This is a genomic window from Rhodococcus sp. IEGM 1379, from assembly GCF_030056815.1.
Taxonomy (GTDB): domain Bacteria; phylum Actinomycetota; class Actinomycetes; order Mycobacteriales; family Mycobacteriaceae; genus Rhodococcus_F.
In genome coordinates this window covers 55,519-75,130 of the sequence record NZ_JASHKR010000014.1, presented here as the reverse complement: position 1 = coordinate 75,130, position 19,612 = coordinate 55,519, and the positions used below count along the sequence as shown (strand labels likewise).

Here is a 19,612-nt window from a genome sequence, read left to right as displayed (position 1 = left end):
TTGGTCTACCGAATAGTAACGACAGTGCAAAATACCGACTAATGTGATGCAATGCACATCAGAAATGTCAGTTGTCACTGGAGGGGTCAAAGTGCGTGAGTTTTCAGTTCCACAGTCATTCTCAATTCCGGAGAATGCTTCCATGGCCGATTCAGTGTTCCGCCATGCCGAGGAAGACCCGACATTTGTTCCGTTCAAGCGCAACGTCAACGGCTCCTGGGTCGACGTCACAGCTGTCGAATTCGCCAAGCAGGTCTCCGCTGTAGCCAAGGGTCTGATCGCGTCCGGAGTGGAGCTCGGCGACCGCGTCGCTATCCTCTCGGCAACACGGTACGAATGGGTCGTTATCGACTACGCAATCTGGACTGCCGGCGGCTGCACCGTTGCTATCTACGAGACGTCGTCCCCGCATCAGGCACAGTGGATCCTCGAGGACTCCGCTACTACGATACTTCTCATCGAGACCTCCGATCAGGCGACGAAGATCAAGGACGTCACCGAAGCTGCCGAGGCTCTACGCGAGGTCCTGGTCATCGAATCGGGTGCTCTCGAAGAACTGTCGAGCCGCGGCGCCGCGATCACCGACGAAGAACTCGACACCCGTCGCCACCAGGTCACAGCCGCTTCGGCGGCAACGTTGATCTACACCTCCGGAACCACCGGGCGACCCAAGGGCGTCCAGCTGACACACTCCAACTTCTACGCCGAATCTGCGGCCTGCCGCATGGCTATGCCCGAATCCATGGTCCCCGGCAAGAAGACCCTGATGTTCCTGCCGCTCGCCCACGTCTTCGCTCGGGCAATCTCCTTCGGCGCATTCGACTCCAAGGTGACCGTCGCACACACCTCTGATCTCACGACACTGCTCGAACAGTTCGCCGTGTTCAAACCGACCTTCATCCTGTCGGTTCCCCGAGTCTTCGAGAAGGTCTTCAACTCGGCACGCCAGAAGGCCGTCGACGGAGGCAAAGGCGGCATCTTCGACAAGGCTGCCGCGACAGCCATCGAATACAGCGAGTCGCTCGAAAAGAACGGCCCCGGATTGGCGCTCAAGCTCAAGCACGCCGTTTTCGACAAGCTGGTGTACTCGAAGTTGCGTGCGGCCCTCGGCGGCGACTGCGAACGTGCGGTATCCGGTGGCGCAGCCCTCGGGGCACGCCTGGGTCACTTCTTCCGTGGTGTCGGAATCCCGATCTACGAGGGCTACGGCCTCACCGAGACCAGCGCCGCCCTCACGGTGAACACCTCGGCCGCACAACGCGTCGGCTCCGTCGGCAAGCCCATCAACGGCCATGCCGCACGCATCGCCGAAGACGGCGAACTCCTGGTCCAAGGCCCCGTGGTATTCAGCGGCTACTGGCACAACGACAAGGCCACCGAAGAGTCCATCATCGACGGCTGGTTCCACACTGGCGACCTCGGCTCGATCGACAACGAAGGTTTTGTCTCGATCACCGGCCGCAAGAAGGAAATCATCGTCACGGCCGGCGGCAAGAACGTCGCTCCGGCCGGTCTCGAAGATTCACTTCGCGCGCATGTCCTGATCAGCCAGTGCCTCGTAGTCGGTGACGGTCAACCGTTCATCGGTGCACTGATCACACTCGATCTGGAAACCCTGCCCGGCTGGGTGGCACGCAGTGGTCTCGCAGCCGGAACTCCTATCGCCGACCTGATCAAGAACCCCGATCTCATCGCCGAAATCGATTCGGCCGTCGCCGATGCCAACAAGAAGGTCTCCAACCCCGAGCAGATCAAGAAGTACAAGATCCTCGAGGTCGACTTCACGCAGGAGACCGGCGAGTTGACGCCGACGCTCAAGCTCAAGCGCAACATCATTCACGAAGCTCACAAGGGTGCGATCACGGGTCTGTATTCCTGACCGATCAGCACTGCGACTGTGGCCCGGTTCGAACGAGAACCGGGCCACAGTCGTTCGCGTCAGATTCCGCGACCCGGGTTAAGGATGTTCTTCGGATCGAATGCGGCCTTCACCGACAGCATCAACTCCCGCTCGACAGAACCCACCATGTCCTCCATGTACGGCGCTTTGAGAACACCGATGCCATGCTCACCGCTGATCGTGCCGCCCAATTCCAATGCCCCCGAGACGATGTCGTCGAACGCACTCCTCGCACGACCCTGCGCTCCAGCCTCCGTTGCGTCGAAAACGATGGTGGGGTGAAGATTTCCGTCGGCAGCATGACCGAAGGTACCAATGGTGACGCCGTGCATCTCGGCTGCAGTTCGGATGAAATCGAGCATGCGCGGTAGCGCCGGTACGGGCACAGCAACGTCGTCGAGCAGAACAGTTCCCATTGCTTCGAGCGCCGGCAATGCCATCCTCCTCGCCGCCGTGAAGGCTTCCCCTTCTTCAGGATCGTCGGTATGGAACACTTCACTCGCTCCGGCACACTCACAAGCGGTCGCACAGTCCGCCGCCTCTTCCGCCGCCGACCGACCGTCACATTGAATGAGGAGCATTGCTCCCGCGCTTTCGTCGAGACCCATTCTCGTGAAACGGTTTACGGCCGCGATGGTGACGTCGTCCATCAGCTCCATCAGACACGGCTCTGCAACCGCAGCCACCGCCAGGACTGCGTCGATCGCCAGCTCCGCCGAGGCGAAGAAAGCCACGACAGTGGTTGCCGCAGTAGGCGCGGTGCGCAACCGCATCGTTGCTTCGACAATGACCGCAAGAGTTCCTTCGGAACCGACAAGCAGGCGTGTGAGGTCGAGACCCGCCACGTTCTTCCGCGTCTTCGCCCCGGTGCGAATCACCCGTCCGTCGGCAAGAACTGCAGTCAGCTCCGCGACATGGTCGCCCGTGACTCCGTATTTGGCGCAACAGATTCCACCGGCATTGGTGGCCAAGTTGCCTCCGATACTGGAGATGGCACGGCTACCGGGATCCGGAACGTACCAAAGCCCTTGCGCACGAGCTGCATCTGCCAGGTCACCGTTGATCACACCCGGTTCCACCGTCGCCGTGCGGGCAGCCGCGTCGATCTCCAGAATGCGATTCATGCCCGCGACACCGAGAATGATGCAACCGTCGATCGCGTTGGCTGCGCCCGCCAAACCGGTTCCGGCGCCGCGAGTCACAACCGGGACGGACAACTCGTGAGCAATCTTCATCGTTGCCACGACGTCGACGGCGGACGTGGCCTTGACCAGGGCTGCCGGGACACCCGCCTCAGTCAGTATCGATTGATCACGAATGTAGGTTCCCATTCGGTCAGGATCGGTAGTAGCCTTCTCCCCCAACGCTTCTCGCAACCGAATGGCCAGTACATTCACAGATGTAGTCATTGCGTTCGACCTTCGTAGAAACCACGCACATGATTCTCGACAAGCTTTGCCGCATAGTCGGATTCACCACGTACGATCGCGTCGACGATAGCTTCATGCTCCGCGAGCAGAACACCCAATGTGGCGGTCGAATCATCGAGAGCGTCAAGTTCACGCATCAGATAGCTCGCAATACCGTCGCGCAGCACTGTCATCACCAACCCGAACGCCTTGTTCCCCCCGGCACCGGCGAGTGCGACATGGAAATCGACGTCGGCGTCGTGAAACTCGGCAGCACTGCCAGTGGCCACAGCCTGGCGCATGCGTTCGACGGCAACATGCGCAGCCTCCGGAACAACGGAAACACCGCGCAGCGCAGCGGCCTCGAGAAGTACCCGCAATTCGACGAGATCGCGAAGCGGGACAGCACCGACCTGAACGGCCGCACTCAACGCAATCGCTGCGGAATCGGCAGTATTCTCGTGTGTGACCCGCGGCCGGGCCGTCGACACGGTATCTGCGCCGGTCACCAAGCCCTGAGCTTGCAACACGCGGAGAGCTTCCCGGACGGTGGATCGCCCTACCGAGAATGTCTGTGCCAGTTCCGCTTCCGTAGGCAATGACTCACCCACCGGCAATGTTCCGTCGAGAATCGCGGCGCGAATCCTTCCTGAGACTGCAAGGGCCAACGGCATTCGAGACAACGGGGTTGTGTCCATACCGAGACGCTACCACCCCTTGCCTGCTTGTCTGACAAACTGTTTAATGGAGATGATTTGTGAAGTGGACCACCCACAGGTGCGCGTGAGCGTCACCTAGAACCACGTAGACAGGTGTCGAACATGACCGAAAAGCTCGAGTTGGATCCCGCAACCACCGCAGTTGTACTCATCGAGTATCAGAACGACTTCACCACCGCAGGCGGTGTCCTCCACGACGCCGTCGCCCCCGTCATGGAATCGACCGGGCTGCTCGCGAACACCACCACACTGGTCGACGCCGCCCGCACGGCCGGCGTCACAGTGATGCACGCACCCATTACCTTCGCCGAGGGGTACAACGAAATAACCTCGCATCCCTACGGAATCCTCAAAGGCGTTGTCGACGGCAAGGCGTTCGTGAAGGGATCCTGGGGAGCTGCGATTGTCGACGAATTGACCCCACAAGACGGCGACATCCTCATCGAGGGCAAGCGCGGACTCGATACCTTCGCCAGTACCAACCTTGATTTCATTCTGCGCAGCAAAGGAATTCGCACGATCATCCTCGGCGGTTTCCTGACCAACTGCTGTGTCGAATCGACCATGCGCACCGGATACGAAAACGGCTACCGCGTCATCACTCTCACCGACTGCGTCGCCGGAACTTCGGTCGCGGAACATGAGAACGCCATCACCTACGACTACCCGATGTTCTCCCACCCCGTGACATCACAGGACATACTGGACGCGCTCGCCTAGCTCGCCGCCTGTTCTAGATCAACGACTGTGCGCGAGAAGGAATTCACGGCTCATGACGCTCACGCTGGCGTGAACCTTCTCGTGCAACAGATCATGCCCGGCGTCTTCGAACTCACGCATTTCCACATTCGGAAGAGTCGCCGCCCACTTACGCACCGGGTCGATCGGCGCTATCCGATCGTCGACGCCGTGAACTACCAGAACCGGAATCCGAGAATCTGCCAGCTCGCCCCAACCTGCTTGTGCAACAGCGCTTCGCGGAATTCCGCACAGCACCGCCGACGTAAAATCGTGGTCCCGGTGTGCCAGCATCGTCAATGCGGTTACGGCGCCCAGGGAATGTCCCATGACTGCCTGCGCGACACCGGGCAACGCGGCCCGTGCGATGTCTGCCAACGTAGCGGCGTCCGCAACCAGATCGGACAACGGCACCGAAGCCCCCGGCTCGCCCTCCGACAATCCGTGCCCGGTGTGGTCGACCGCCCAGACCTCGATACCGACGGATGTGAGCGCGCCCGCAAAACGGTGGTACTGACCGCTGTGTTGCCCTAGCCCGTGCAAGAACACCAAGGACACCCGCGGCGTCGCATCGCCGGACACCGACCAGCGTCGAAAGTGCACCTGACCGGTTCGACCGTCGAAAAAGGGCATAGCCGTTATTCTGCACCGCTCACCTCCCATCCGAAGTGCCCGGCATGTCTGAAGCCCGCTTTTGTCGGACCGCACTGGCACAATCACGTAGGTGTTCCTCCTCGACGATGAGATCGTCTACAGCGCCAGTGACCTCTCGGCAGCCGCAACGTGCGAGTTCGGTCTCCTGAGACGACTCGACACGAGGACGGGGCTGATCACGGCCGACGGTGTCGACGCAGATCCGATGCTCGAACGGACATCCGCGCTGGGCGATACCCACGAGCGCGAGCAGTTGGAGCGTTTCATCGCGGAACACGGCGACGCCGTTGTTGTCATGGAGCGACCGGAGCACACCCGTGCCGGATTGACTGCGGCCACACTTGCCACCGTCGAAGCGGCACGCGCCGGGGCGCCCGTCATCTATCAGGGGACTTTCTTCGACGGCAGATTCCTGGGGTTCTGCGATTTCCTGGTCCGAGAGGGCGATCGGTACGCGGTCTACGACAGCAAGCTTTCGCGGCATGCCAAGGTTTCTGCCCTCCTTCAGTTGGCGGCCTATGCCGACGCACTGGACCGCAATGCCATCGCAGCTTCGGATCAGGTGCACCTGTTGCTCGGCGACGGCAGCACGTCGTCGCACGACATCGGAGACATCGCACCGGTGTTTACCGCCCGCCGGGCGGCACTCGAGCTGGTCCTCGACGAACACCGGGCGGAGGGCAAGCCCGCAGAGTGGCTCGATGATCGCTACCTACGGTGCGGCCGTTGCGATACGTGCAGTGTCGAAGTGGAAAATCATCGTGACCTGCTTTTGGTGGCCGGAGTTCGTGGCAATCAACGGGCTCAGTTGATCGCCGCGGACATCACCTCGATCGACGAACTTGCCGTCAGCGAAGGCCCCGTCGACGGCATCCGCACCCAAACTCTCGAAAAGTTGCGCGCTCAGGCTGCACTTCAACTGCGCCAGGAACAATCCGGCAACGCTGAGTTCACGGTGTTCAACAAAGATGTGCTCGCCGGACTCCCGGTTCAGAACGAGGGCGACATCTTCTTCGACTTCGAAGGTGATCCGTTGTGGGCCGAAGACGGCTCGTCGGAGTGGGGCCTGGAATACCTGTTCGGTGTGGTCGAAGGTCCGGCCGAGACGTACGTGTTCACACCGTTCTGGGCACACGACCGGGCCGGTGAACGCCAAGCCCTGATCGATTTCCTCGACTACGCGACAGCACGCCGCGATGCGTACCCCGGGATGCACATCTATCACTACGCGGCCTACGAGAAGTCCGCACTGCTTCGTCTAGCCGCCCGTCATGGTGTCGGCGAGCAGGTAGTCGACACCTTGCTCCGAGAAAACGTTCTGGTGGACCTCTACCCACTGGTTCGTCAGTCGGTTCAGATCGGCGCACGCTCGTACAGCATCAAGAAACTCGAACCGCTGTACATGGGAGAGCACGGCCGCGGCGGCGACGTCACCAACGCGGCAGCGTCGGTGGTGGCGTACGCCGACTACTGCGCACTACGCGACGCCGGAAAAGCCGACGAGGCTCGCGAACTCCTTCAAGGTATCTCCGACTACAACGAGTATGACTGCGAATCTACTCTCCGACTGCGTAATTGGCTGGCCGAGCGCGCCGCAGAGCATGGCGTCACGCTTCGCCAGCCCACCGGCCAAATCTCCATGCCGGTAGAAGAACTCACCGAAACCGAAATTGTTCTGCGCGAATTCGCCGGACACAAAGCGGGTTCGACACGCACTCCCGAGCAACAGGCGGCAGCCCTCCTCGCAGCGGCCGTCAGTTATCACAATCGGGAACGAAAGCCTTACTGGTGGGCGCATTTCGACCGCCTGACGGTACCGATCGAAGATCTCGTCGACGTTCGCGACGTCATGATCGTCGATGTCTCGAACGTCGAAACAGACTGGCATACAAGCACTCCCCGACAGAAGAAACGGCGTCGGCATATCCAGTTGACCGGAAACTTCGGAACGGGAAGCACAGTCAACCCGGGGACCGACCTGTTTGCCTTGTACGAGACACCGGCACCGAGCGCAGTAGCGAGCGAGACCTCCGGACAGCGCGGCACCAGCAACGCAAAGGTGACCGCTGTAACCAAAGTCGACGGCTACGACGTCGTGACCATCGAAGAACTGCTGGGCGGTGACGAATACACCGATGCCCCGGTCGCTTTGGCTCCCGGACGCCCGATCCCGACAGGCCGGATGGAGAAGTCCATCGCTGCCGCTGCGTCCGAGGCCTGTGGAATCCTGCCTGAGTTGCCGCGAAACGCCGCGGTCGACATTCTGCGACGCCATACTCCCCGAACTCTGTCCGGTGCTGCGCTTCCCGCTGTCGACGCGGGCAACGACTACGCCTCGGCGATCACCGCTGCCCTACTGGACCTCGACGACTCGTACGTTGCCGTGCAGGGACCTCCCGGTACCGGCAAGACATATACCGGTGCCCGAGTGGTCAAAGCCTTGGTGGAACAACATCATTGGCGAATCGGTGTTGTCGCACAATCACATTCGGTGGTCGAGAACATGCTGGGCGGCATCGTCAAGGCCGGCGTGGACCCGGCGCTGGTGGCAAAGAAAGGGAAGCGCAGCCGGACTGCAGAGTGGATGGATATCCCATCCGAGCAGTATCCTGGTTTTATCGCAGAAGCCGAAGGCACCGGATGCGTGATCGGCGGTACCGCTTGGGATTTCGCGAACACGGATCGTGTACCGGCCGGCAGCCTGGATCTCCTCGTGGTGGACGAGGCCGGCCAGTTTGCACTGGCGAACACGATCGCCGTCTCAATCGCCGCCCGCAATCTACTCCTGCTCGGCGATCCACAGCAGCTGCCCCAGGTCAGTCAGGGCACCCACCCCGAACCAGTCGACGAATCCGCACTCGGCTGGCTGGCCGAAGGACACGGTGCACTGCCCCCGGAACTGGGATACTTCCTCGAGAAGACCTGGCGCATGCATCCCGACCTGTGTGCGCCGGTCTCCGCACTGTCCTACGACGGAAAATTACATTCACAGGAATCCGTCACTGGCGCAAGGAAACTCGACGGTCTCGCGGCCGGAGTTCACACCGTCTTCGTCGAACATCGCGGCAACTCAACCTACTCACCCGAAGAGTCACAGCAGATTGTCATACAGATCCGCGAACTCCTGGGCACCCCGTGGACCGACCCCAGCGAATTCGACGGCACCCGTCCCCTCGATCAGTCCGACATCCTGGTCGTCGCGCCCTACAATGCGCAGGTCGGCACCATCGAGCACGATCTTGCCGCAGCCGGGTTGACCGACGTCGAGGTGGGCACCGTCGACAAGTTCCAGGGGCGCGAAGCCGCTGTTGCCATAGTGTCGATGGCGGCCTCCGCGATCGAGGACGTTCCGCGAGGAATGTCGTTCCTGCTCTCCCGTAACCGCCTCAATGTCGCAGTCTCCCGCGGCAAGTGGTGCGCGATCATCGTTCGGTCACACGCGTTGACGCAGTACATGCCGAGCACCCCGGCCGGGCTGATGGAACTCGGTGCGTTCATGCGGCTGACCAGCTAGGACCGGCCAGGCGCCGACTGGACTGGTTCAGCCGAAGCACTGCCCTTCACCGCGATAGGTGGGTACCGCGGTGACGGTGCCGTCTGCCTCGACGACATTCACCATGTCGAACCGCTCACACAGCTCACCAGCCTTCGCGTGACGGAACCACACCCGATCACCGACCGCGATGTCACCGGCAACCCGTCCGGTGACAGGTGTCTGAACTTCTCCGGCACCTTCGTTTCGAAGCAGTTTCAATCCGCGCGGGCTCATCGGCGTCGGAACGCGGGCGGGACCAGCCGGGCCGGAGGCGATGTACCCGCCGCCGAACAGCGTGGTGACCTTGGGCGTTGGCTTGCGGACCGCTGAGAGCGCGAAGAACAGCGCCGGGTCGGGCCGGAAGGCTCGGTACTTGTCGAACAATGTCGGTACGTACAGGCCCGAACCAGCGGTCACTTCGGTGACTACCGAATCTGCGGCACTTACTTCGAGGGATCCAGTACCGCCGCTGTTCACGATTTCGAGAGTGCCCACAGCATCGGTGACGGCTGCGACAACAGCGCCTCGTCGCTCGGACAACTCGCGCGCCGACGCCTTCTTGACCAAACGAATCGCCGGACTCGAGTCCGGCAGGCCGGCGATCTGCGCCTCGTAGAACATGACTCCTATGACGGCAAATCCGCGTGCCTGTGCAACGGACGCCAGAGCGGCGACAGCACTGGGTTCGCGCAGCGGTGAGCGTCGTACCCCGAGGTGGATCGGCCCGATACGCAGTGAGGCGTCCACATCGAGACACACACGGATCGGCGGTATGCCCGAGGACGACGAACGGATGACGTCGAGTTGAGCGGCGTCGTCGATCATGAGTGTGATCGATTGGATCGCAACAGGGTTGGCAGCAAGATCAGCCAAGGCGCCACGATCGACCGTGGGATATCCCATCAGGACGTCGCGGGCACCGAGACCGACCAGCCACAGAGCTTCGCGCAATGAGTAGGCCATGATTCCGCGGAATCCGCCTGCTGCCGTCAGCCCACTTCCGAGCGTCTCTTCGAGCACTGCGCGGCAGCGAACCGACTTACTGGCCACCCGCACGGGAGTTCCGCCGGCCCGTCGAACCAGATCTGCGGCATTGCTGCGCAGAGTCGTCAGGTCGAGAGCCGCAAGTGGCGGGTCGAGTTCGCGGGTAGCTGCAGTAAGTCGATCCAGAGTTGTAGTCACGTGTGTCCAATCGTCGCGGCGTTGCGGTCAAGTCAACCACTCGACTTGGACGAATGTCCAGGAATTGGTCGGCTACTTCGGCGCTTCGATCGCCTTGTTGGCGATTACCTGAACCATTTCACCGAATTCCGCGATGGTGGCGTCCGAATCTCGATCGACGAGCCATCTCAGCACCAGGCCGTCGATGAGCGCGAGACTCAAGCGTGCCAGCGACGGCAGCGGCTCGGTCCACATCGTGCCGGAAATCGTGGCACATTCCTCGAGAAATGAAATGGCATGCTCGTCCATAATTCGATACTGATCACTTGCCACAGCACCGGCGCGTTCTGCGCCGAGATTACGACTACGCAACGCCTGAGCGGTGATCTCATAGGTCAGCAATTGCCGATCCGGCGTCGCCTCGATAAGTGGCCACATTCCGGTCAACCCGATATGCAGCAACTCCTTGAGCCCTTGAATTCCACTGAGATCCGGAGCATGCCGAACCTGCCCGAATGCATGCTGCATCGATTCGCTGAGCTGGAGGATAAGGGTTTCACCCATCGCCGCAATCAACGCTTCTTTACTCTCGAAGCAGTAATGAACAACGCCGAGGGATACACCAGCCTCTTCGGCAACCGCTCTCACAGTCACCGAACTGACGCCCCTTTGCTCAGCTATGGACATCGCAGATTCAACCAATTGTGTGCGGCGTTCGTCCGCCGGAAGCCTGTTCAGCATCCAATGATCGTAGAACGGAGCGACACGAATCCACGCGCAATGCTTGCCTGGACGAGCGTCCAAGTGCATTATTGAGCGATGGTTTCGGATACTTGGCAGAACTGGGCTGGCACTCAAAGCGCCACACCGCGACAATTCGCAACCCCGAGAAACCCTCGCGAGCTCGCCGCTCTCGTCGTGGATGCCGCGTCTCGCGGGCTTCACGTCAAGGCGATCGGTGCCGGACATTCATTCACCGGAGTGGCTGTTACCGACGGTATTATGGTCAGCCTCGACAACCTCGCCGGGATCGAATCGATAGTCCCGACCGACGACGGTGCCCTTGTCACAGTTCTTGCCGGGACCCGCCTACGTGCCCTCAACGAGGCGTTATGGGATCGCGGGTACGCCATGACGAACCTCGGCGACATCGACGTCCAATCGATTGCCGGTGCACTCGGCACCGGAACCCACGGAACCGGCGCACGCTTCGGCGGACTTGCAACTCAGATCCGCGGCGCCGAAATCGTGACGGCCGACGGGTCGATCGTCACGTGCGACGCGGATCAAAATTCGGAACTGTACGAAGCGGCGCGAATCGGTCTAGGCGCGGTCGGCATCATCACCAAGATCACGCTCGCCTGCTCACCTCGATTCACGTTGCGCGCTGTCGAAAAACCCGACACGCTATCCCACATTCTGGACACTCTGGAAGATGAGTGCTGCAACGTCGACCACTTCGAGTTCTACTGGTTCCCCCACACCGACCGAGTACTCACCAAACGCAACACCCGACTCCCCGGTGACGCACCCCTGGATCCGGTGAGTCCGGTCCGTACGTTCATCGAAGACGAGTTCATGTCGAACACCCTTTTCGAAGGGGTCAATCGCATCGCGGCGCTCGTGCCGGCGACTATCCCCCGCATCAATCAAATGTCGTCGCGACTTCTCGGTGCTCGTGAATTCACCAACCGCAGCTACGAGGTATTCGCATCGGCGCGCCGCGTGAAGTTCAAAGAAATGGAATACGCCGTTCCGGTGGAACACGTCAAAGACGTACTCCGCGAAATCGATAAATGGTTGAACAAGTCGGAAATAAGGATCGCATTCCCGGTCGAGGTTCGTTTTGCCGCAGCCGACGATGTCTGGCTCTCGACAGCAAACGGCCGCGACACCGCCTACATTGCCGTGCATCAATATCACCGCCGCAACGAAGCCGAGTATTTTGCCGCTGTCGAAGCTATCGCCCGCGCCGTCGACGGCCGGCCGCACTGGGGAAAAATGCACAACCGAACCGTCGACGACCTCCGTCCCACCTACAAACGACTCGACGATTTCATCGCGATCCGGGACGAGTACGACTCGGATCGCGTCTTCCGGAACGCCTATCTCGATCAAGTCCTCGGAGACTGACTACCGCGCGCTACTGACGTAGCAACTCCGCTTTCCGCGAATCGCTCGCAAACGATGCCTTGATCGAATTGCGGGCAAGAGTCTCACGTTCGGACTCGGTCAACCCGATTGCTCGACCCAACTCCGCGAAGTTGTCGTCGACGTACCCACCGAAATATGCCGGGTCGTCGGAGTTGACCGTCACGATCAACCCCATCTCGAGCATTGCCCGCAGCGGGTGATCCTCGAGCTTGTCGAACACGCGCAGACGGACATTCGACAGCGGGCAGACCGTCAACGGAATTTCCTCGTCCACCAACCGTTCCACGAGTGCCGGATCTTCGAGCGCACGAACTCCGTGGTCGATGCGTTCTGCACCGAGGATGTCGAGGGCCTGCCAGATGTACTCGGGCGGACCTTCTTCGCCGGCATGCGCAACCACGTGTAGTCCTTCGGCGCGAGCACGCGCGAAGACATCCTCGAAGAGTGACGGCGGATTACCTACCTCCGCCGAATCCAAGCCCAAGCCGACGATCGGCGCCTGCAACCTGATGATCTCCGAGAGCATCTCTTCGGCGTCCTTGACCGGTTGATCGCGAAGAATCGCGGCAATCGCAGCACTGCTGATCCCGAATTCACGCTCACTCGACGCCACCGCGTCCATGATGCCGTCGAGCACCTCGGTCAACGGAACTCCACGAACTACGTGAGCCTGCGGGTTGAAGAAGAACTCGGCGTGCGCGACACCGGCGGCTGCAGCCCGGCGAAAGTAGGCACGCGTCAGGTCCGCGAAGTCCTCGGCTGTGCGCAACACAGCCATGTTGGCAAAGTACAGGTCGAGAAACGACTGCAGGTCGGAAAACTCGTACCGCGACTTCAAATCATCGATGTCCTTGTAGGGCAAGTCCATTCGATTGCGCTCAGCCAACCGATAGATCTGTTCGGGCTCGAGCGAACCCTCGATGTGCATGTGCAATTCGGCAACTGGTGTAGCCATGTCGTATTACCGACCCTTCCAGACGGGAGCCCGCTTCTCGGCAAATGCTGTCGCACCTTCACGCGCATCTTCGGACACGAATACCGGCGCCAACAACTGCAACTGATTCGCGAAAGCCTCGTCGTCCGACCAACTCCCAGCCTTGACCATGATTTCCTTGGTGACGGCGACGGCCAGCGGACCGTTACGAGTGATGCGGTCTGCGAGGTCCAATGCACCCTCCAATGCCTTACCCGGTTCGGTGAGCGTGTTCACGAAACCGTAGGTATGCGCTTCCTCGGCGGTGAAATTATCGCCGGTCAAGGCAAATTCCAAGGCTTTCTGATAGGGAATTCGCTTGGGCAGACGAAACAGTCCACCGGCACCTGCCGCCAGACCCCGCTTGACCTCGGGAATACCAAACTTGGCTTCGCGGGATGCGACCACGAGATCTGTGGCCAATACCAACTCCGTACCGCCGGCAAGTGCATAACCTTCGACTGCCGAAATGATCGGCTTGCGCGGCGGCCCTTCGGTGAAGCCGAGACCGCGGCCCGGAACCAACACGTTCTCTCCGGCCACAAATGCCTTCAGATCCATTCCGGCACAGAAATTTCCGCCGGCACCGGTCAAGACAGCCAATGACAACTCGTCGTCGGCATCGAGTTCCTCGACAGCGGCTGCCAATCCGTGACTGACCGCAGCATTGATCGCGTTGCGTGCCTCGGGCCGGTTGATCGTGATGATCATTGTCCGCCCGCGACGTTCGGTGAGAACCTCGTCTGCCATGAATGTCCCTCTCATAGTCTTTCGACGCCGCCGGAGGATTACGCGACGTTTCGCTCGACAATACGGACGAAGCCTTCCGCATCGATCTGCGCGGTGTCGTGAGTGCAGAACCAGCCGCGAGTGAATCGCGTCGATGTCAGTTCCGGCGAGTTCCAGTAGCGGCGTGCGACGCTCGGCCCACGGCACAACAGTTCACCGTATCCGTCGGGCGCGTCCGGACCGAACAATGCGACTTCCATTCCGCCGAAAGCGATTCCCACACTTCCGAAATGAGTGGACGCCGATTCCATCGGCAGAATCAGGCCCGCACCACACGTCTCGGTCTTCCCCCATCCGATCACGTGCTGCGCCGACGGAAACGCAGACAACAGCTTCGCTTCCTGTTCCGCCGTGATCGGCGATCCGCTGCAGTCGATCCACCGGACCGACCTCGAACCGGCCCGCGCTGCCGGCCCCGCCGCCAGAAGGCGAGGTTCGAGAAGGTCTTCGGGACGCCCTGTGATGATGTCGACGGTATGAGCGCTCTCGCGCCAAAAATCACCCGCCACTACGACGGTACCGCCCACCACCAGCGTCGCCAGAACATGAACCAACTGCCGGATAGACCTGAAATCACTGTCCACCAAAAGATTTCGAACGCCTTCAACGCCGTAGTCCCGCGAATGCAGCAGCGCCTCGATTGCCGAGAGCAAATTTTCATTGGTCAACTCGACACCGAGCATCACGCCCGAAGAATCTGTTGTGTATGCAAGAACTGCCAACTCGTCCGGGGCAGCGCCGTCGTCGATGAAGGGAAGGCCCGCGGGCAGTTCCCCATCCAGCACCAGCACCGAACCACTGTCCGCGATCACCCAATCCACGTCGGTATCGGCCCACGCCGCACCGAGCGAGACCGGAACGCCGCCCGCCAGGATCACCCCGAGGCACGCTTCCATCCACCGGATACCGGCAGCGAACCGGATGGCAACGCGGTCACCGATCTCGATGCCTCGAGATTTCAGCCCACCGGCCACACGCGAGGCGTCCGCCCACAACTCTGCGAACGTGACGTGATTGCCGTCGACTTCCTCCACGGCAACGCGCACCGAAAAGCGGTGCACTGCGACGTCGAGCAACTCCGAGAGCGATGGATCCAATTGGCGGTAGCGCAGCAAACCGTCCGTCGCTCGACTTACCCGCCCATCCGTGAGCAACTGATTGGAACAGGGATACTCGACAAGCGTCGACCGCATTGGTACCTCCACTGAACTGACAACCCACACCGGTCATTCGACTATATGATGCAGATCACACTTAGTGGAGCACTCTGCCGATAACGCCTACTTATTTACCGGCATAGACAGCTTTGCCAGGTCCCACGTCGAGGAAACTGCGCACGGCACCACAGAGATCGTCGGTATCGAACAAGGCCCCGGACACTTCCGGCGTCACGGCATCCGCGTGCGCAATGCCGCCGGAACGCCACGCCGCCACAATCTGCTTGGTCGCGTCATGGGCGCGGGTCGGTCCCTCGGCCAGCCGGTTCACCAGCGCCCGCGCGGCAGTATCCACGTCGTCGTGGACCGCATTGATCACGCCCCACGAAGCCAACGTCGACGCGTCGTAGACATCGCCCGTCATCACGAGCTCGCGCGCCCGGCCGGAACCCGCACGTTCCGCCAACCGCTGCGGCCCACCCATCGACGGCGTCAGCCCGACTACTGTCTCCACCAGTCCGAACTTGGCCTTGGGTGACGCCAGAATGATGTCGCAGGCCAACGAGATTTCGAACGCCGCCGTCAATGTCAGTCCGTGGGCCGCATAGACCACCGGGCAGGGCAGCGCCTCGAGTGGATGACAGATCTGTGCGAACAGATCACGCCACAAGTCGGCCGCTTGTTCCGGATCGAGACCGTCGAACAGATGTACGTCGACGCCGGCGGAATTGACCTTGCCCTCTGCCCGCAGCAGGACTGCGCGCGGCGGCGCGGCGGTCAGCGCCGCAATGTCTGCGATCACCGCATCGAACATGGCCTGATCGAACAAATTCAGCGGTCCATGCGCGAATGTCAGCACAGCCACCTCGGCTCCTGCCGCTGTCGGGAACCGTTCGAGACGAGTGGGACGCGATTCGGAAGCTGTCATGACCGTCACCTTGCCACACCGAATCGACATACGATCGGAAGGTGGACGGACTGAGAAGAGCGCTAACCGACGTTGTGGGACAACGGTTCGTCACCGAAGATCCCGATGTTCTCGCCGCCCGGTCAACCGATCACACCGGCCGCTACCGTGGGCAGGCAAGCGCACTTGTCCGGCCGGCCGATACAGCAGAACTAGCAGCCGCACTGGATGTCTGCCGAACCCGCGGAGCGCCCGTTACCGTGCAAGGTGGCCGTACCGGTCTAGTGGCCGGCACAGTGCCCGAGAACGACGACGTTCTGCTCTCGACCGAGCGCCTGACGACCATCGGAGCCGTCGACAGAGATTCGATGCGCATCAGCGTCGACGCGGGAGTCACACTCGCTCGAGTGCATTCAGCGGCGGTGCATGCCGGGTTGAAGTTCGGCGTCGATATCGCATCCCGGGATTCGGCAACCATCGGCGGGATGGCTGCCACCAACGCCGGTGGGCTGCACACGGTTCGCTACGGAAACATGGCCGAACAGGTCACCGGACTCGAGGTGGTTCTGCCCGACGGTTCCACCGTGCATCGGTCTCCGAAGGTCCGCTCCGACAACTCGGGATACAACCTCCCTTCACTGTGGGTGGGCAGCGAAGGAACGCTCGGCGTGATCACACGCGTCGATCTGACACTTCGGGCGATACCGAAACATCGCGTCACTACTCTGACCGGTTTCGATTCACTCGCGTCCGTCGTCGACGCCGGACGGGCATTGCGCGCGTTGGAGGGCGTCGACGCGCTCGAGTTACTCGACGGGCGTGGGCTGGAACTGGCAGCGGGCAAGCTGGGTGCCGCGGTTCCGACGGGGCGACGGTGGTACCTCTTGGCGGAAGTATCGGGTGCACATGACCCGCTCGAGGAACTGGCTTCCGTCCTGGATCGGATCGCTCCGCCCGAAGCGCCTGCGGTTGCCATCGACGCGGCCGGTTCTGCCCGATTATGGTCCGCGCGTGAATGTTTCGCAGAAGTGGTGGGCCTGTTCGGGCCGCCGCTCAAGTTCGACGCGGCCCTCCCCCTCGATGAACTTGCCGGTTTTGCGGAGGACGCGGTTGCCGTCATCGCGGACGCCGCACCAGCCGCGATACCTGTCCTGTTCGGACATGTAGCCGAAGGAAACATCCATCTCAATGTGCTGAACTGCCCGGATGCCGACGGTGTGTACCGCCGTGTACTCGAACTGGTTTTTCGCCGCGGCGGAAATATCAGTTCCGAGCACGGGGTCGGCTCGCTCAAACGCAACTACCTCGACATGGCCCTCTCATCGGAGGACATACATGCGATGTGGGCGATCAAACGAGCCTTCGACCCCGGCGACTATCTCAATCGCGGCGTGATGTTTCCCGATTCTCTTCGCCGCTGAGCGACCCGGCTCCAGCGCCTGCCATAGCTTCGTCGTGGGCGTCGCCGCGCTGCGGACGTGCGAAGCACACCGATGCCACGAACCCGACGAGGAGCACACCGGCCGGCAGCCAGATCGACTGAGACATGGCGGTGCTGAACGGTTCGCGAACGAATTCGGGAAGGTCTCCCACGGCGCCTTCGGAACTGCCACCGCTGAGTCCCTGAGCTGACAACCGTGCGGTGATCAGCGCACCGATAGCCGCACTGCCGAGTACGGCGCCGACCTGACGTGTGGTGTTGTAGACCCCGGCTCCGGCGCCCGCCTGCATGGGCGGGAGATTGTGAGTCGCTGTAGCGGCCAGGGGCGACCAGATGCATGCATTGGCGAAGCCGATCAGACCGATCGGCAGCAGCAGTTCCCAGATCGCGACGTGCGGCGACATGACCAGCGCCAGCCAGCCCAGAGCGATAGCGAACAAGAGGAAACCGGAGCCCGCGATGTAGCGCGGATGGGTCTTGTCCACCTGCTTGCCGACGATCGGTGCAAAAATGCCGGTGAGCACGGCCATCGGCACCATCAACAGCGCCGACTGGGTCGGAGAGAGTCCGCGCACGGCCTGCGCATAGAACATCAGCGGCAGCACCATTGCCGTAATGGCGAAACCCATCGCGGTGATGGCAATGTTGGCAAGCGAGAAGTTGCGGTCCTTGAAGAGCCCGAGCGGCAGCAACGGTTCGTTCTTGTTGCGCGACTGGTAGAAAACGAACACGACCAGGAGCAATATGCCGGCACCGATGAGACTCCAGACAAAGCTGTTCCAGTCGTAGGAACTGCCTTCCTGAATGCCGAATACCAGCAGGAACATGCCGGCCGCGCTGAGGATCACGCCGGGGATATCGAACTTGTGCTGGCTCGTCGGCAACGACGGAACCAGCTTCCACGCGAGCGCGAAAGCGATCACTCCAACAGGAACGTTGACAATGAAGATCCACTGCCAGCCGAGAGTATCGACCAGGATGCCACCGGCGAGGGGTCCGACCAACGTCGCTACACCGGCAACCGCGCCCCACAGACCCATGGCCGCGCCGCGCTTGTTGGGCGCAAAGGTGCGGGTGATGACAGCCATCGTCTGCGGTGTCATCATCGCCGCGCCCAGACCCTGGAAGGTCCTGGCGACGATCAGCATTTCGATGCTTCCGGACAATCCGCACCACAGCGAAGCACCGGTGAACAGCACGAGGCCGATCATGTAGACGTTCTTGGGGCCGAACCGGTCACCGAGCCTGCCGGTCACCAATAGAGGGACCGCATACGCCAAGAGGTACGCACTGGTTACCCAGACGACCTTGTTGATGTCGGATCCGAGATCCTCCATGATTGCGGGGTTTGCGACCGCGACGATCGTGCTGTCCACGAGAATCATGAAGAATCCGATGCACAGCGCCCAGAGCGCGTGCCAGGGATTGACCTGCTTTTCCATCTTCAGTCCTTAGTAGGTGTGCCCGAGCCCGCAGTGCCGGCAAGGCGGTCGAGGAGTTCCGGTGAGAGCCACGGCAGTTCACCGGACTCAATGTCTTCCACGAGAGCACTCAGCCACTCTCGTTCGGCCACGGTCATGGCGCGGACGTAGTCGACGCCGACGGTGAATATCCGCGGCTTCTGCTCTGCCTGCATCGGGCGGTCCCGCGTATCGAATTCTGCGATCGATGCATCAAGGTGTGCAATTCGTGTTCGCAACAACTCGCATACTGCGTCGGCCGACAGATTGTGCATCTCCGCCAACGCGATCGGCAGGCGTGGATACTCACGAACCGGAACGGCCAACATCTCACGCAACTGATGCTCGAGCGCTGCCCGACCCCAGGCTGTGATCTCGTACGTCGTTCGCTCCGGCCGATTCCCTTCCCGGTCCGTACCGATGGAAGCGAGCAACTTCTGCTGCTCGAGTCGACCAACCGTGTGATAGAGCGACCCGGGCTTGATCTTGACCAACTGATCACCACGTCGTACCGAGGCCAGTTGGTACATCTCGTAGGGGTGCATCGGCCGTTCAGCCAGCAAACCGAGAATGACGATGCCCAGAGGGGTCAGAGAAATATCGTCCATGATTACC

At 61.3% G+C, this 19,612-nt stretch carries 16 protein-coding genes; 5 read left to right on the top strand and 11 right to left on the bottom strand.

Annotated features, from left to right (window positions below; genetic code table 11):
• The first annotated feature begins 91 nt into the window (after nucleotides 1–91).
• Nucleotides 92–1,879, top strand: coding sequence for an AMP-dependent synthetase/ligase (locus QM600_RS10975; protein ID WP_283261483.1), 1,788 nt, complete (start codon nucleotides 92–94; stop codon nucleotides 1,877–1,879).
• 59 nt (nucleotides 1,880–1,938) lie between these two features.
• Here QM600_RS10975 and QM600_RS10970 read toward each other — a convergent pair whose 3' ends face one another.
• Together QM600_RS10970 and QM600_RS10965 are read right to left on the bottom strand one after the other, a co-directional pair.
• Complete coding sequence (locus QM600_RS10970; protein WP_283261482.1) at nucleotides 1,939–3,309, bottom strand: FAD-binding oxidoreductase; 1,371 nt, start codon at nucleotides 3,307–3,309, stop codon at nucleotides 1,939–1,941.
• The gene (locus QM600_RS10965; protein ID WP_283261481.1) at nucleotides 3,306–4,007 is read right to left on the bottom strand and encodes a FadR/GntR family transcriptional regulator; all 702 of its coding nucleotides are present in this window, start codon (nucleotides 4,005–4,007) and stop codon (nucleotides 3,306–3,308) included. Before QM600_RS10965 ends, QM600_RS10970 begins: the two co-directional genes overlap by 4 nt.
• Before the next feature lie 123 nt (nucleotides 4,008–4,130).
• Here QM600_RS10965 and QM600_RS10960 point away from each other — a divergent pair, with 123 nt between their 5' ends.
• Entirely contained in the window at nucleotides 4,131–4,748 is a 618-nt protein-coding gene (locus QM600_RS10960) for a cysteine hydrolase family protein (protein WP_283261480.1), read from the top strand.
• Nucleotides 4,749–4,766: 18 nt separating this feature from the next.
• On the opposite strand, the gene QM600_RS10955 is transcribed toward QM600_RS10960, so the two are convergent.
• Nucleotides 4,767–5,399 (bottom strand): alpha/beta hydrolase, encoded by a 633-nt coding sequence (locus QM600_RS10955; protein ID WP_283261479.1) that lies wholly within the window; start codon nucleotides 5,397–5,399, stop codon nucleotides 4,767–4,769.
• 91 nt (nucleotides 5,400–5,490) lie between these two features.
• Here QM600_RS10955 and QM600_RS10950 point away from each other — a divergent pair, with 91 nt between their 5' ends.
• On the top strand, nucleotides 5,491–8,934 hold the full coding sequence (locus tag QM600_RS10950) for a TM0106 family RecB-like putative nuclease (RefSeq protein ID WP_283261478.1): 3,444 nt from the start codon (nucleotides 5,491–5,493) through the stop codon (nucleotides 8,932–8,934).
• A gap of 27 nt (nucleotides 8,935–8,961) precedes the next feature.
• On the opposite strand, the gene QM600_RS10945 is transcribed toward QM600_RS10950, so the two are convergent.
• Nucleotides 8,962–10,137, bottom strand: a complete 1,176-nt coding sequence (locus QM600_RS10945) for an alanine racemase (RefSeq protein ID WP_283261477.1) — start codon at nucleotides 10,135–10,137, stop codon at nucleotides 8,962–8,964.
• A gap of 72 nt (nucleotides 10,138–10,209) precedes the next feature.
• Complete coding sequence (locus QM600_RS10940; protein ID WP_283261476.1) at nucleotides 10,210–10,857, bottom strand: TetR/AcrR family transcriptional regulator; 648 nt, start codon at nucleotides 10,855–10,857, stop codon at nucleotides 10,210–10,212.
• A 78-nt stretch (nucleotides 10,858–10,935) separates the two neighbouring features.
• Here QM600_RS10940 and QM600_RS10935 point away from each other — a divergent pair, with 78 nt between their 5' ends.
• Complete coding sequence (locus QM600_RS10935) at nucleotides 10,936–12,249, top strand: D-arabinono-1,4-lactone oxidase (protein WP_283261475.1); 1,314 nt, start codon at nucleotides 10,936–10,938, stop codon at nucleotides 12,247–12,249.
• Nucleotides 12,250–12,259: 10 nt separating this feature from the next.
• On the opposite strand, the gene QM600_RS10930 is transcribed toward QM600_RS10935, so the two are convergent.
• The 4 genes from QM600_RS10930 to QM600_RS10915 form a co-directional block, all read right to left on the bottom strand.
• Nucleotides 12,260–13,225, bottom strand: a complete 966-nt coding sequence (locus tag QM600_RS10930; RefSeq protein WP_094274211.1) for an adenosine deaminase — start codon at nucleotides 13,223–13,225, stop codon at nucleotides 12,260–12,262.
• Between the two features lie 6 nt (nucleotides 13,226–13,231).
• The gene (locus tag QM600_RS10925; RefSeq protein WP_283261474.1) at nucleotides 13,232–13,993 is read right to left on the bottom strand and encodes a crotonase/enoyl-CoA hydratase family protein; all 762 of its coding nucleotides are present in this window, start codon (nucleotides 13,991–13,993) and stop codon (nucleotides 13,232–13,234) included.
• A 38-nt stretch (nucleotides 13,994–14,031) separates the two neighbouring features.
• Entirely contained in the window at nucleotides 14,032–15,225 is a 1,194-nt protein-coding gene (locus QM600_RS10920) for a class I adenylate-forming enzyme family protein (RefSeq protein ID WP_283261473.1), read from the bottom strand.
• Between the two features lie 91 nt (nucleotides 15,226–15,316).
• Complete coding sequence (locus QM600_RS10915; protein WP_283261472.1) at nucleotides 15,317–16,117, bottom strand: enoyl-CoA hydratase/isomerase family protein; 801 nt, start codon at nucleotides 16,115–16,117, stop codon at nucleotides 15,317–15,319.
• Nucleotides 16,118–16,158: 41 nt separating this feature from the next.
• Between QM600_RS10915 and QM600_RS10910 the strand changes: the two genes are divergently transcribed.
• Nucleotides 16,159–17,517 (top strand): FAD-binding oxidoreductase, encoded by a 1,359-nt coding sequence (locus QM600_RS10910; RefSeq protein ID WP_283261471.1) that lies wholly within the window; start codon nucleotides 16,159–16,161, stop codon nucleotides 17,515–17,517.
• On the opposite strand, the gene QM600_RS10905 is transcribed toward QM600_RS10910, so the two are convergent.
• Nucleotides 17,477–18,979, bottom strand: a complete 1,503-nt coding sequence (locus QM600_RS10905) for an MFS transporter (RefSeq protein WP_283261470.1) — start codon at nucleotides 18,977–18,979, stop codon at nucleotides 17,477–17,479. The genes QM600_RS10910 and QM600_RS10905 overlap by 41 nt on opposite strands.
• A 2-nt stretch (nucleotides 18,980–18,981) precedes the next feature.
• Nucleotides 18,982–19,605: a PadR family transcriptional regulator gene (locus tag QM600_RS10900; RefSeq protein ID WP_283261469.1), complete on the bottom strand. Its 624-nt coding sequence runs from the start codon at nucleotides 19,603–19,605 to the stop codon at nucleotides 18,982–18,984.
• Nucleotides 19,606–19,612 lie beyond the last annotated feature (7 nt).